This is a genomic window from Streptomyces sp. NPDC044044, assembly GCF_056434405.1.
In genome coordinates this window covers 250,052-263,499 of sequence record NZ_JBWKFG010000011.1, presented here as the reverse complement: position 1 = coordinate 263,499, position 13,448 = coordinate 250,052, and the positions used below count along the sequence as shown (strand labels likewise).

Genomic DNA, 13,448 nt, shown 5'->3' with positions numbered 1-13,448 from the left:
TCTCGTCGATGCTGATCGTGGGCCCCGCGCGGATCGCCGCCGGATCAGCCTCTCGCCGGATCAGCCCCTCAGCGGATCAGCCCTCAGCGGCCGGAAGAACGTCCGCAGCTCCTGAGCCACCTGCTCCGGCTCCTCGTGCGCCATGAAGTGGCCGCCCCTCTTCGGGGTGCTCCAGTGGCGCAGGTCGGTGAAGGTGCGCTCGGCCATGCTCCTGGGGAAGTCCGCGAACGCCGGTTCATGGCTGAGGGTGACGGCGCCGGGGACGGTGACGGGCGGCACCGGCTTGTTCCGGGGGTAGTCGTAGTACTGCCGGAAGGACGAGCCGATGCTGCCGGTGGCCCAGTACAGGGTCGCGACGGTGAGCAGGGTGTCCTTGTCCCAGCGGGTCTCCAGATCGCCGCCGCAGTCGCTCCAGTCGCGGTACTTGTCGGCGATCCAGGCGACGAGCCCGGCCGGGGAGTCCATCAGGGCGGCCGCGATCGTGTCGGGGCGGCTGCACATGATCTCGCTGTAGCCCTGGTCGTTCACGTCGTACGCGGCCAGCGCGTCGAGGAACGTCCGCTCATCGGGGGTCGGCGGCGCGTCGTCGAACTGTTCCGTGATCACCGCGGAGGTGACGTGCACACCGGCCACGTCCCGCGGATAGAGGGCGCCGAGCCACTGCGTCACACCGCCGCCGATGTCCCCGCCGAAGGCGCCGAAGCGCTCGTATCCCAGGGTCCGGGTCATCAGCTCGTGCCAGATCTCGGCGACGCCCCTGCGCGTGAACGGCTCGCGCGGCAGCTCGGAGTGGACGAAGCCCGGCAGCGAGGGGATCACCACGTCGAAGGCGTCGGCCGGGTCGCCGCCGTGCGCGGCCGGGTCGGCGAGGCGCCCGGCGACCCGCAGCATCTCCACGAAACTGCTCGGCCAGCCATGGCTCAGGACCAGCGGCAGCGGCGCGGGCGCGCCTTCGGGGCGCCGGCCCCGCAGATGGACGAAGTGCACGCGCCGTCCGGCGACTTCGGCGACGTACTGGGGGAAGGCGTTGAGCGCGGTCTCGGCGGCGCGCCAGTCGAAGCCCTCGGCCCAGTGGGCGACCAGCTCGCGCAGATAGCCGGGATCGACGCCCGCCGCCCAGTACACGGAGTCGGACGGCTGGGTGAAGAGGGTGCGCCTCAGGCGCGTACGCAGGTCGTTCAGCACGTCGTCGGACACGGAGGTCCGGAAAGGAGCGGGCTCGGCGGTCATGGTTCCTTCGGTGCAGGAGACAGGGGTCGCCGTGGCGCCGGGTCGGCGTCGATGCGGCGGGCAGGGCCCATGATGCGTGACGCGCAAGAATCTGCCCATGGATTTTGATCAGACGGATGCCTACCTCCGCCGCATCGGCGCCGAGCGCCCCTCCGCGCCCACCACGCGGGCCCTGCACGATCTGCAGCTCGCGCACCTGCGCGCCGTGCCCTTCGAGAATCTCTCCATCCACCTCGACGAGGACATCGAACTGACCGACGACTCCTTGGTCGCGAAGGTCGTCGGCGCCCACCGCGGCGGCTTCTGCTACGAACTCAACGGCGCGTTCGCCGCACTGCTCACCGCCCTCGGCTTCGAGGTCACCCTCTTGCAGGCCCGTGTGTACGACGACTCCGGGAAGCCCGGGATCCCCTACGACCACCTGGCGTTGCGCGTGCGCACCTCCGACGGGGGCGACTGGCTCACGGACGTCGGCTTCGGCACCCACAGCCACTTCCCGCTGGCCTACGGGGAGCGCGGCGACCAGCCGGACCCCGGCGGCACCTTCCGCGTCACCGAGACGCCCGAGGGCGATCTGGACGTCAGCAGGGACGGCAAGGCGCAGTACGTGGTCGACCAACGCCCGCGCGCCCTGGGCGACTTCACGTCCGGCGCCTGGTGGCACCGCACCTCGCCCCGGTCCCACTTCACGCGGTCACTGGTCTGCTCACTGCTCACCGGGACCGGCCGGGTCACCCTCAGCGGCCGCACCCTCACCACGACGACGGCCGGTGAGCGCCACACCGTCGAGCTGGCCACGGACGCCGACGTGCTCGACGCGTACGCCACGCACTTCGGCATCGCGCTGAAGCAGGTGCCGCACGTGAAGAAGACCGTCTCGCCCGGAGGCCGTGCCACCTCTTGACCTTTCCTCCAAGGAGGGTGGCATCTGCCATGGACATTCGCCCATACGTGTTGTAGATGCCAGGTCAGGCGGCTTATCGTGTCGCGCATGCAGTCCTACACGATCGGACAGGCAGCGCGTCTGCTCGGCGTCAGCCCCGACACCGCTCGTCGCTGGGCGGACGCCGGACGGGTCACGACCCATCGCGACGAGGGCGGCCGTCGGCTCATCGACGGCCGCGATCTCGCCGTGTTCTCCGTCGAGGTCGCGCAGGGGCAGGCACAAGGGGGCAACGGCGAGGACGACGTCCCCTACACCTCCGCCCGCAACGCCTTCCCGGGCATCGTGACCGCCGTGAAGCTCGGCGACGTCGCGGCCCAGGTCGAGATCCAGGCAGGTCCGCACCGGCTCGTCTCGCTCCTGACCCGGGAGGCCGTGGAGGAGCTGGGCCTGGAGGTCGGCATGCAGGCGACCGCCCGCGTGAAGTCCACCAGCGTGCACATCGACCGCACCTGACCCCTGGTCCGCACCCCAGGGTCCGCAACCACGGGCCGGACCGCGCCGCCGGCCTCTCCTCCAAGGAGTTCCACGCCCATGTCCCTCGCTCTCACCCCCGCCCGGCGCCGCACCGCCGCCGCCGTCCTGACGGCCGCCCTGCTCGTCCCGCTCGCCGCCTGCGGCAACGACGACGACAAGAGCGACAGCGGCAGGAAGCCCGCGGGCGCCGCCGCCCCCAAGGCCGACCTGACGGTGCTCGCCGCCTCCTCGCTCACCGACGTCTTCAAGACCGCGGGCGCCGCGTACGAGAAGGAGAACCCGGGGACGAAGGTCAACTTCTCCTTCGCCGGTTCCCAGGAACTGGCCGCCCAGGTCAAGCAGGGCGCCCCGGCCGACGCTCTGGTCACCGCGGACACCAAGACGATGGACGGTCTGAGGTCCGACACCGGCACGCCGTCCGTCATCGCCAAGAACCGCCTGGTCATCGCGGTCGGCGAGGGCAACCCGACGAAGGTCGCCGCACTGAAGGACCTCTCCGACAGCAAGCTGAAGGTCGTCCTCGCCGCGTCCGAGGTGCCGGTCGGCCGGTACAGCAAGCAGATCCTGGACGACCAGAAGCTCGACGTGAAGCCGGTCTCGCAGGAGCCCAACGTCCGCGCGGTCCTGAGCAAGGTCGAACTGGGCGAGGCGGATGCCGGGCTCGTCTACAAGACCGACGCCGCCACCGCCCCCAAGAAGGTCGACGCGGTCAAGATCCCCGACGGCGAGAACGCGATCGCCGAGTACCCCGCGGCCACGCTGAAGACGTCGGAGCACGAGGAGGCCGCGACGGCGTTCGTGAAGTGGCTGTCCACGCCCGCCGCGCAGAAGATCCTGCGGGACGCGGGCTTCGAGAAGCCGTAGCCACGGCCCCTCGTCCCCCGTCCGCCGCTTCACCCGAGCCGAGGTGAGGGAGCCGACCGCCTCCCCGGGCGGGGTGTTCCGGGCCGTCCCCCGGAACACCCCGTACGCTCCCTCACCTCGCGACACCACCCCGAGCGCACCCCAGGGACCACGATGAAACGCCTGCGCGGCCGCACCCCTGGCCCCCGCACCCCGATCGCCCTGGCGATCCCCGCGCTGCTCGCCATCGCGTTCCTGATGCTGCCGCTGCTCGGGATCCTCGTCCGTACGGAGTGGGGTGAGCTGGGCGCCCATCTGACCAGTGAAGGAACCACGCAGGCACTGCGGCTGTCCCTGGTCGTCTCCTTGTGGGCGCTGGGTCTCTCGCTGCTGCTCGGAGTGCCGCTCGCCTGGCTGCTCGCCCGTGTCGACTTTCCCGGCAAGGCGGTCGTCCGTTCCCTCGTCCTGCTCCCGATGGTGCTTCCGCCCACCGTGGGCGGTGTCGCCCTGCTCCTCGCCTTCGGGCGGCGCGGACTGCTCGGCCCGTGGCTCGAGGACACGTTCGGGATCACCTTGCCGTTCCACATGTCCGGCGCGGTGATCGCCGCGACCTTCGTCGCCATGCCGTTCCTCGTCATCAGCCTCGAAGGCGCGCTCGGCGGGCTCCGCCCCCGCTACGAGGAGACGGCGGCATCCCTGGGCGCCTCGCCGGTACGGGTGTTCTGCACCGTCACGCTGCCCATGGTCGCCCCCGGGCTCATCGCCGGAGCAGCCCTGACCTGGGCGCGGGCCCTCGGCGAGTTCGGCGCGACCATCACCTTCGCGGGCAACCTCCCCGGCACCACGCAGACCCTGCCCCTGCAGGTGTACCTCCTGCTCCAGGACTCCCCCGAGGCCGCGACGTCCGTGTCGCTGCTGCTGCTCGCCATCGCCATGGCGGTGCTCGTCGCGCTGCGCGGGCGGTGGATGAGCACTCCGGGCGGGCGCAGGAGCGGCTGGTCCACGCGGCTGCCGGACGACGCTGGCTCACTCGCGCCGCCCGAGACCGCCGCGGCCGGGCCCGCGGCGCCGCCGCAGGAGCGCTGGTCCCTGCACGCCGAGGTCAGCGGCTTCAACCGCCTGACCCTGGACGCCGAGCCGGGCACCACCGTCGCCGTCGTCGGGCCCAACGGCGCGGGCAAGACCACGCTGCTGCGCGCCCTGCTCGGCCTGACCCCGCGCGCCCACGCCGAGCTCCGCCTCGGCGACACCGACGTCACGGGCCTTCCGCCGCACCGCAGGCACGTCGCCTGGGTCCCCCAGGACGGCGCCCTGTTCCCGCACATGAGCGCCCTGGCCAACACGGCGTACGGGCCGCGCGCGCTGGGTGTCCCGCGCGCCGAGGCCAGGCGCCGCGCGCAGGAGTGGCTCGACCGGCTCGGCGTCGGCCACCTCGCGCACCGCAGGCCGGCCCAGGTCTCCGGCGGTCAGGCCCAACGGGTGGCGCTGGCAAGGGCGTTGGCGGCACGCCCCCGGCTGCTCCTGCTCGACGAACCGCTCGCCGCGCTCGACCAGACGACCCGGGCCCACGTGCGCCACACCCTGCGTACGCACCTCGACACCTTCGGCGGTGTCTGCCTGATCGTCACGCACGATCCCGTCGAGGCGGTGTCCCTCGCCGACCGGGTTCTCGTGCTCGACCAGGGGCTCGCCCTCCAGGACGAGGCGCCCGCCGACGTGACCCGGCACCCGCGCTCCCCGTGGGTGGCCAGGATGCTGGGCCGCAACGCCTGGCCCGGCACCGCGGGGCCCGAGGGACTCGCCCTGCCCGGCGGGGGAACGCTCGTGATCGCGGACCCGCTGCCGCCGGGCACCGAGGCCCTGGCGATCATCGCCCCGGAGGCGGTCTCCGTGCACCGCGACAGGCCCAGCGGCAGCCCCCGCAACGTCTGGCCCGGCACCATCCGCGAGATCACCACCAGCGGCAGCCGCCTGCGCCTCCTGATCACCTCGCCGCAGGCCCCCGACCTCGTCGCCGAGATCACCCCGCAGGCCGCCGCCGAACTCGGCCTCGCCGACGGCACGCCGGTGTGGACCAGCGTGAAGGCGACGGAGGCGACGGTCGTGCCCACGTAGGGCGCGGGCGTGGACGTGGGCGTGGACGCGGGTGTGGTGTCAGCCGAAGAGCTCGTGGTCGGCAAGGACCTCGGCGATCAAGTGCTGGTCGACGGCCGCCCGCTCCGGATCGGTGTCGATGTACCCGCTCAGGGTCAGCAGGCACTTCCACAGGAGCCAGCCGCGGGCGCGCGCCCACCTGCCCTCGTCCTGGCCGACCGCGCGCCGGAACACCTCGCGGCTCTCACCCGAGAACATCCCCCACGCGCACACCAGGTCGCAGGCCGGGTCGCCGACGCCCGACGTGCCGAAGTCGATGACGGCGGTCAGCTTGCCGTCGGCGACAAGGAGGTTGCCGGACGCGATGTCGCCGTGGAACCACACGGGCGTGCCGCGCCACTCGGCGGCGAGCGCGGCGTCCCACACGACCGCGGCCCTGTCCGTGTCGACGCGGCCCTTGAGGGCGGCGATGCACCGCCGGGTCTCCTCGTCGTAGTACGCAGGGGACGCACCGCGGTACCAGCTGTGCTCGCCCGCGAGCGGGCCCCCGGTGGTGTCGCAGCGCTGGAGGGCGAGAAGGAAGTCGGCCACCGAGTCGGCGAACAGCGCCCTGTCGCCGATGCGTTCAGGAACCGCCGTCTCGCCGTCGAGCCAGCCGCGGACGGACCACGGGTAGGGATACCCCTCGCCCGGGACGCCCTCGCCCAGGATCGGCGGGACGGCGCACGGCAGGGACGGCGCGAGCCGGGGCAGCCATTCGCTCTCCTTGGCGACCGCGGGGACATAGCCGGCGGCGGTGGGCAGCCGGGCCGTCAGGGTGTCTCCGAGCCGATACGTCCGGTTGTCCCAGCCGTCGACCTCCACGGGTCTGACGGGCAGGTCGGCCCACTGCGGGAACTGCGCGGCGACCAGACGTTTCACCAGGGCGGCGTCGATACCTGCGCGCCCGTCGGGAGGTGTCGGAACCATGCGGGGATCATCGCCTCCGGCGATCGCGCCTTGCAACGAATTATCGAGTTGTCGAGCGATTGGAACGACTTCAGTCAACAGTGATCACCGCCGCCGTGGTGCCTCGCGCGGACCTTAAGGTCTGCCCCATGGATTCCAGTTCTGTGACCAGGACGGTCTCCGTCACCCGTATGAACTCCGGGGACCACGCCTGCCTCGGATTCGACGACGACGAAACCCGCTGGGAACTCCGCGCCGCGTACGCCGACATCGGCCTCTCGCGCGGCGAGCAGGTGATCTTCTTCACCGACCGGGCTACCACTCCCGCCCTCGCGGCCGAGCAGCTGAGTTCCAGCGGCTTCCCGCTCGGCCCCGCACTCATGGACGGACGTCTCGCCGTGGTCAACGAAGTCCCCGGCTACGACCCGGACAACGGTTTCGACCCGGCCGAACGGGCCCAGACCTGGGTGGAGCTGACCGACAAGGCCCGCCACGACGGCTTCTCCGGGATCCGGGTGGTCGGCGACATGGGCTGGGCCGCAGAACCGGGCGTCGACCAGGATCTCCTCGTCGACTACGAGGCCGGGCTCTCGCCGCTCTTCGCTGAGATCGGGTTCACCGCCATCTGCGAGTACGACCGGCGCAGGTTCGGCGAGAGCATCCTGGGCCGGATCCGCGACGCGCACCCCAAACGGATCCTGCGGCGCCTCGGCGCCCTGGACGTCACCCGGACCGGCAACGAGCTGCGGGTCGCCGGAGACGTCGACCTCGCCACGCGCGAGGACTTCGACTCGGCGCTCGCGCACGCGTTGGCCGGCCCCGACCGCTCCGATCGTCCCGACCGCCCCGGCGTACTCGACCTGACCGAGCTGTGCTTCATGGACGTGCACGGCGCGTCGACCCTGGTGCGGCTCGCGGGCAGGCTCCCCATCGGCCACCTCCTCATGGTCCGCTGCCGACCCGAGCAGGACAAACTGATACGGCTCTGCGGAGCCGCCGTAGTGCCACAACTCGTCCTGGGCGAAGGGTGATCCGCGCAGTGATCCTCAACCGCGGCATCGGCAACGACGACAACGGCGGTGACCCGGCCCCACACCGGGAGCACCTCCACAGCACCCTCGCCCCCGCACCGGGCAGGAACACTCTCCTCGAACTCCCCTTCACCATCGCCGACTTGGCACGCCTGCGGCTCCAGGTCACCCGGCGCGCGGAGGACGCGGGCCTGTGCGAACCCCGGCTCAGCGACTTCGTGCTCGCCGTGCACGAGGTCGCGAGCAACGCGGTCGTGCACGGCGGCGGCAAGGGCCGCGTCCACCTCACGCACACGGACGAGGGGCTGCGGTGCGTCATCACGGACGGCGGCCTCGGACCGACCCGGCCGAAACCGTGCGAGTCCGCCACGCTGCCCGAGGCCGACGAGGCCGAGAGCGGCCGGGGCCTGTGGCTGGCCCAGGCCCTCACGGACCACTTCGACGTCACGGTCTGCCCGGCCGGGACCATGGTCACACTGGTGGCGCTGCTGTCCTGAGCGGCAAGGACCGAAGACCACCACCGCTCACGCCGAAGCCCGCTCGACCAGCGTCGGGCGGAACACCGTCGAGAGCGGCGAGTCCCCCGGCTGCTTGATCCTCCCAAGGAGCAGCCGGGCCATCTCGGCGGCCATCTCCTCCACCGGCTGCCGGACCGTGGTCAGCGCGGGCTCGCAGGCCCGCGCGGCCTCGCTGTCGTCGAAGCCGACCACCGCCACGTCCCGCGGCAGCCGTCTGCCCGCCCTCAGGAGGGTCTGCAGCGCGCCCTGCGCCATCAGGTCCGATGCGACGAACACGCCGTCCAGGTCCGGGTGTTCGGACAGGAGCCGCCGGGTCGCATCGGCGCCGCCCACCCGCGTGAAGTCCCCTTCCGCCCAGGGCGCGCCGCTGATGCCGTGCGCGGCCAGCGCCTCGCGGAAACCCTCCAGGCGCTCCTGGGCGGCCGGCATGTCCTGCGGTCCCGCGATGGTGCCGATCCTGCGGCGCCCCTCGGCGACCAGCCGGTCGACGGCCATGCGCGCCCCGGCCCGCTGGTCCACCTCCACGTACGGCAGCGGGACCGTCCCGGCCGGACGTCCGGCGAGCACGGCGGGCAGGCCGGTCTCCGCGAGCAGCCGGGGCAGCGGATCGGAGGCGTGCGAGGAGACGAGCACCGTGCCGTCCACGTGGCCCTGCCGCAGATACGACAGGAACTGCCGGCGCGAGGTCTCGTCGTCCACCAGCATCAGGACCATCTGGACCCCGGCCGGACGCAGCACGTCCAGGAGCCCGCCGACCACCCGCCCGAAGTGGGGATCGGTGAACATCCGGCCGACGAAGGGGGCTTCGACCGGCCGCCGCTCCCGCTCGGACACCACCAGGGCTATGGAGTCGGTCCGCTGGGTCACCAGGGAGCGGGCGGCCTGGTTGGGGACGTAGCCGGTGGCCTCGACGGCCTCCTCCACCCTGCGGCGCAGCACCGGGTCGACGGTGGGCGCGCCGTTCACGACCCGGGAGACGGTGGCGCGCGACACCCCCGCGGTGCGGGCCACGTCCTCCAGGGTCACCGGACGGGCGGGGCGCAGGGCGTCGGCAGTCACGGGGTCTTTATAGCAACCGCGTGGGCCGGGCGTTCGATCTCTGTCCCTGATGGCGCGTCAACTGTCATCGCAGACCAGGCTGTTGTCGCACCACGCACATCGCGAGCACCGCGGGGGGGCATATCGCCCACGTGCGAGCGATTGACGCCAACTCTCCCACAGAGTCACCTAGTTGACTTCTCTCCACCGAGTCAGCGCGACATCGTGCGCACCCCCTTGACGCGCCTTGTCGCAGACACAACTATCCAACGCGAGAGAGCGCTCTCTCAACGATCACCGTTCATGTTCTGAACTCAAACCGAACGCCTGCGGCACCGCTCTGCCCCACCTCACTCCGGAGCGGCGCCGCCCCCACCACCAGCACCCCGGCGAATCAACCGCCCCGCAAACAGGGAGACTTGTCATGTCCGAGCACCTGCCCGCGCCCGCCGCGAGATCCACCCTCTCCCGCCGCACCGCCCTGGCCGCCGCCCTGGCGGTCCCGGCCACCGGTCTGCTCGCGTCCCCGGCGGTCGCCGCGCCCGACGCGCCGTCGGCCCAGGCGCCCGCTGCCCGACGCCCGCAGCCCGCGAACGCCGCCGCTCCCGACTTCGGCCCGAACGTCATCATCTTCGACCCGTCCACCGGGGGCATACAGGCGAAACTGGACGAGATCTTCAAGAAGCAGGAGTCGGCGCAGTTCGGCACGGCCCGCTACGCCCTGCTGTTCAAGCCCGGCACGTACAGCGGCCTCAACGCCCAGATCGGCTTCTACACCTCGATCATGGGCCTGGGGCTGACCCCCGACAACACCCACATCAACGGCGACGTCACCGTCGACGCGGGCTGGTTCAACGGCAACGCCACGCAGAACTTCTGGCGTTCGGCGGAGAACCTCTCCCTCTCCCCGGTCAGCGGCGCCAACCGCTGGGCGGTCTCCCAGGCCGCCCCGTTCCGCCGCATGCACGTGCGCGGCGACCTGAACCTCGCCCCCAACGGCTACGGCTGGGCCAGCGGCGGCTACATCGCCGACAGCCGGATCGACGGCACCGTCCAGCCGTACTCCCAGCAGCAGTGGTACACCCGTGACAGCTCGATCGGCGGCTGGCTCAACGCGGTGTGGAACATGGTCTTCTCCGGTGTGGAGGGCGCCCCCGGCGATTCCTTCCCGAACCCGCCCTACACCACCCTGAACAACACCCCGTACTCCCGCGAGAAGCCCTTCCTCTACCTCGACGGCGCGGAGTACAAGGTCTTCCTTCCCGCCCTGCGCACCAACGCCCGTGGCACCAGCTGGGGCAGCGGCACCCCGCAGGGGCAGTCCCTCTCCCTCTCCGCCTTCTACGTCGCCAAGGCGGGGGACAGCGCGGCCACCCTCAACGCCGCCCTCGACCGGGGGCTCCATCTCCTGCTCACCCCCGGCATCTACCACCTCGACCGGCCGATCGAGGTCAAGAAGGCCAACACCGTGGTCCTCGGCATGGGTTACGCCACCCTCATCCCGGACGGCGGGGTCACCGCGGTGAAGACCGCCGACGTGGACGGGGTGCGCCTGGCGGGCTTCCTGGTCGACGCCGGGCCGCAGAACTCCGCGACGCTCGTCGAGATCGGCCCGAAGGGCGCGAGCGCGCCGCACGTCGGCAACCCGACCACCGTCCAGGACGTGTTCGTCCGCATCGGCGGGGCCGGCGCGGGCAAGGCCACCACCAGCCTGGTGGTCAACAGCCGCCACACCATCGTCGACCACACCTGGGTCTGGCGCGCCGACCACGGCGAGGGCGTCGGCTGGGAGACCAACCGGGCCGACTACGGAGTGGTCGTCAACGGCGCCGACGTGCTGGCCACCGGCCTGTTCGTGGAGCACTTCAACAAGTACGACGTGCAGTGGAACGGCGAGCGCGGGCGCACGATCTTCTACCAGAACGAGAAGGCGTACGACGCCCCCAACCAGGCCGCGATCCAGAACGGCAGCATCAAGGGCTTCGCCGCGTACAAGGTCGCCGACTCCGTCACCACCCACGAGGGCTGGGGTCTCGGCAGCTACTGCTACTACAACGTCGACCCGAGCATCGTGCAGGAGCACGGCTTCGCCGCCCCGAACAAGCCGGGCGTGAAGTTCCACCACCTGCTCGTCGTCTCGCTCGGCGGCAAGGGCCAGTACGCGCACGTCATCAACGGGATCGGCGCTCCCACATCGGGCTCCGACACGGTGCCGTCCACGGTGGTCACTTTCCCCTGAACCGCCGGACGCCCCGCACCAGTTCCCCGCCACCCGCAAGGAGAGCAGCATGCGCTCCGGCACCTCACGAAGAAGCTCCGGCGCCTCCCGGAGAAAGAGACGCACCCCCGTCGTCGCGCTCGCGGCGGCCTGCGCCCTGACCCTGTTGGCCGGTGTCGCCTCCGCCGCTCCGGCCGACCCCCCAGGGGCGGTCGCCGCCGCGGCCTGGGACACCGACCGCGCCGCCGAGGCGTACACCACGAACCCGGCATCGGCGACCGCGTCCGGCAACGAGGCCGGCACCCCCGGCCCCGGCGCCGCCTTCGACAGCAACGCCTCGACCCGCTGGTCCAGCCAGTTCGCCGACGACGCGTGGATACGCGTCGACCTCGGCACCACCCTGCGCGTCGACCGCGTCGTACTGGACTGGGAGGCCGCCTACGGCAAGAAGTACGTCCTGGAGGCCTCGAAGAACGGCACCGACTGGACCCCCTTCTACACGGAGACGGCAGGCACGGGCGGCTCCGTCACCGCTCACACCTACCCCCAGGAAGTGACGGGCCGGTACGTCAGAATGCGCGGCGTCGAACGCGCCACGCCCTACGGCTACTCACTGCACGCCTTCAAGGTCTACGGGGGCGAACCCGCACCGGCATCGACGACCCGCTCGAACCTCGCCCTGAACCACCCCGCCCGCTCCAACCGCTATCAGCACGCGGGCAATTCACCGGCCTTCGTGACCGACGGCGGCTGGCCCGCGAACCTCAAGGCCGATCAGACCCGCTGGTCGAGCGACTGGAACGCCAACCGCTGGATCTCGGTCGACCTGGGCGCGCGCTCCACCATCGACACCGTGGACCTCTACTGGGAGGCGGCCTACGCGGTCGACTACGAACTCCAGGTCTCCGACGACCACCAGACCTGGCGCACGGTCCACAAGCCCTCCGCCGCGGAGGTCGCCGAGCGCCGGGCCGACGTCAAGTCCCCCGCCGACGCGGTGGGCAGGCACGACAGCGTGCGGCTCTCGCAGCCCGCGACCGGCCGCTATGTGCGGATGCTCGGCAAGGAACGCCGGTCCTTCCACAACCCGGCTCCGGCCACCGCCCAATTCGGCTACTCCCTCTACGAGTTCCAGGTGTGGGGCACGGGCGGCAGCGCGTCCGCCGCGTACCCCGCGCTGCCGGGTGAGCAGTCGGGGGCGTACAGGACGACGTTCTTCGACGACTTCACCGGCGCGAGCCTGGACCGCTCCAAGTGGCGCGTCGTCAGAACCGGGCAGGAGATGGGGTCGGTCAACGGCGAGTCGCAGGCGTACGTCGACTCCACGAACAACATCCGCACGGAGAACGGCAGTCTGGTCCTCGAGGCCGACTACTGCGACAACTGCACCAGCGCGGGCGGCGGCACCTATGACTTCACATCGGGCCGCGTCGACACCAACACCAAGTTCGACTTCACGTACGGCAAGGTCAGCGCCCGCATGAAGCTGCCGGTCGGCGACGGGTTCTGGCCCGCCTTCTGGATGCTGGGCAGCGACGTGGACGACCCGAACGTCTCGTGGCCCGCCTCCGGCGAGACCGACATCATGGAGAACATCGGCTACGCGGACTGGACGAGCTCCGCGCTGCACGGCCCCGGCTACTCGGCGGACGGCAACATCGGCGCCCGCCAGACCTATCCGAACGGCGGCACCGCCGACCAGTGGCACACGTACGCGGTGGAGTGGACGCCGACGACGATGCGTTTCTCCGTCGACGACCGCATCGTCCAGGAGACGACGCGCAACAAGCTGGAGTCCACCCGGGGCGAGTGGGTCTTCGACCACAACCAATACGTCATCCTCAACCTCGCCCTGGGCGGCGCCTACCCGGCCGGCTGGAACAAGGTCACCCAGCCGTACTGGGGTCTGCCGCAGTCCAGCGTCGACAAGATCGCGGCGGGCGGGGTCAAGGCGGAGATCGACTGGGTGCGGGCCGAGCAGAAGAGCTGACCAAACCCGCTTCCGCTCTCGCCCCCCTCGCCCCCCTCGCCTCCCTCACCTCCCGCGACTCCCCCGCCCTCCTCCCTCTTCCTCGCATCGAACCGATCGGAGCCCCCGTGACCAGACA

At 71.5% G+C, this 13,448-nt stretch carries 11 protein-coding genes; 8 read left to right on the top strand and 3 right to left on the bottom strand.

Annotated features, from left to right (window positions below; translation table 11 throughout):
• Positions 1–60 precede the first annotated feature (60 nt).
• A complete protein-coding gene (locus AC07AG_RS37085) occupies positions 61–1,230 on the bottom strand; it encodes an epoxide hydrolase family protein (RefSeq protein WP_478760947.1) in 1,170 nt (389 codons plus the stop codon).
• A 97-nt stretch (positions 1,231–1,327) separates the two neighbouring features.
• Between AC07AG_RS37085 and AC07AG_RS37080 the strand changes: the two genes are divergently transcribed.
• From AC07AG_RS37080 to AC07AG_RS37065, 4 genes are all read left to right on the top strand, one after another.
• Complete coding sequence (locus AC07AG_RS37080) at positions 1,328–2,134, top strand: arylamine N-acetyltransferase family protein (protein WP_478760945.1); 807 nt, start codon at positions 1,328–1,330, stop codon at positions 2,132–2,134.
• 87 nt (positions 2,135–2,221) lie between these two features.
• On the top strand, positions 2,222–2,629 hold the full coding sequence (locus AC07AG_RS37075; RefSeq protein ID WP_478760943.1) for a TOBE domain-containing protein: 408 nt from the start codon (positions 2,222–2,224) through the stop codon (positions 2,627–2,629).
• 78 nt (positions 2,630–2,707) lie between these two features.
• A complete protein-coding gene (gene modA, locus AC07AG_RS37070; RefSeq protein ID WP_478760942.1) occupies positions 2,708–3,514 on the top strand; it encodes a molybdate ABC transporter substrate-binding protein in 807 nt (268 codons plus the stop codon).
• A 153-nt stretch (positions 3,515–3,667) separates the two neighbouring features.
• Positions 3,668–5,608, top strand: coding sequence for an ABC transporter permease (locus AC07AG_RS37065; RefSeq protein WP_478760940.1), 1,941 nt, complete (start codon positions 3,668–3,670; stop codon positions 5,606–5,608).
• 39 nt (positions 5,609–5,647) lie between these two features.
• Here the strand turns inward: AC07AG_RS37065 and AC07AG_RS37060 are convergent, their stop codons facing one another.
• On the bottom strand, positions 5,648–6,556 hold the full coding sequence (locus AC07AG_RS37060; protein WP_478760938.1) for an aminoglycoside phosphotransferase family protein: 909 nt from the start codon (positions 6,554–6,556) through the stop codon (positions 5,648–5,650).
• 128 nt (positions 6,557–6,684) lie between these two features.
• Here AC07AG_RS37060 and AC07AG_RS37055 point away from each other — a divergent pair, with 128 nt between their 5' ends.
• Positions 6,685–7,566: an MEDS domain-containing protein gene (locus AC07AG_RS37055; RefSeq protein ID WP_478760937.1), complete on the top strand. Its 882-nt coding sequence runs from the start codon at positions 6,685–6,687 to the stop codon at positions 7,564–7,566.
• Between the two features lie 8 nt (positions 7,567–7,574).
• Positions 7,575–8,063: an ATP-binding protein gene (locus AC07AG_RS37050; RefSeq protein WP_478760936.1), complete on the top strand. Its 489-nt coding sequence runs from the start codon at positions 7,575–7,577 to the stop codon at positions 8,061–8,063.
• Positions 8,064–8,090: 27 nt separating this feature from the next.
• Here AC07AG_RS37050 and AC07AG_RS37045 read toward each other — a convergent pair whose 3' ends face one another.
• Entirely contained in the window at positions 8,091–9,143 is a 1,053-nt protein-coding gene (locus AC07AG_RS37045) for a LacI family DNA-binding transcriptional regulator (protein ID WP_478760934.1), read from the bottom strand.
• A 403-nt stretch (positions 9,144–9,546) separates the two neighbouring features.
• Between AC07AG_RS37045 and AC07AG_RS37040 the strand changes: the two genes are divergently transcribed.
• Positions 9,547–11,361: a coagulation factor 5/8 type domain-containing protein gene (locus AC07AG_RS37040; protein WP_478760933.1), complete on the top strand. Its 1,815-nt coding sequence runs from the start codon at positions 9,547–9,549 to the stop codon at positions 11,359–11,361.
• Positions 11,362–11,410: 49 nt separating this feature from the next.
• Entirely contained in the window at positions 11,411–13,330 is a 1,920-nt protein-coding gene (locus tag AC07AG_RS37035) for a discoidin domain-containing protein (RefSeq protein WP_478760931.1), read from the top strand.
• The last annotated feature ends 118 nt before the right edge of the window (positions 13,331–13,448 follow it).

Coding starts and splice junctions, on each gene's coding strand:
- AC07AG_RS37085 (WP_478760947.1), bottom strand. CDS start 1,230: ATGACCGCCGAGCCCGCTCCTTTCCGGACCTCCGTGTCCGACGACGTG.
- AC07AG_RS37080 (WP_478760945.1), top strand. CDS start 1,328: ATGGATTTTGATCAGACGGATGCCTACCTCCGCCGCATCGGCGCCGAG.
- AC07AG_RS37075 (WP_478760943.1), top strand. CDS start 2,222: ATGCAGTCCTACACGATCGGACAGGCAGCGCGTCTGCTCGGCGTCAGC.
- modA (WP_478760942.1), top strand. CDS start 2,708: ATGTCCCTCGCTCTCACCCCCGCCCGGCGCCGCACCGCCGCCGCCGTC.
- AC07AG_RS37065 (WP_478760940.1), top strand. CDS start 3,668: ATGAAACGCCTGCGCGGCCGCACCCCTGGCCCCCGCACCCCGATCGCC.
- AC07AG_RS37060 (WP_478760938.1), bottom strand. CDS start 6,556: ATGGTTCCGACACCTCCCGACGGGCGCGCAGGTATCGACGCCGCCCTG.
- AC07AG_RS37055 (WP_478760937.1), top strand. CDS start 6,685: ATGGATTCCAGTTCTGTGACCAGGACGGTCTCCGTCACCCGTATGAAC.
- AC07AG_RS37040 (WP_478760933.1), top strand. CDS start 9,547: ATGTCCGAGCACCTGCCCGCGCCCGCCGCGAGATCCACCCTCTCCCGC.
- AC07AG_RS37035 (WP_478760931.1), top strand. CDS start 11,411: ATGCGCTCCGGCACCTCACGAAGAAGCTCCGGCGCCTCCCGGAGAAAG.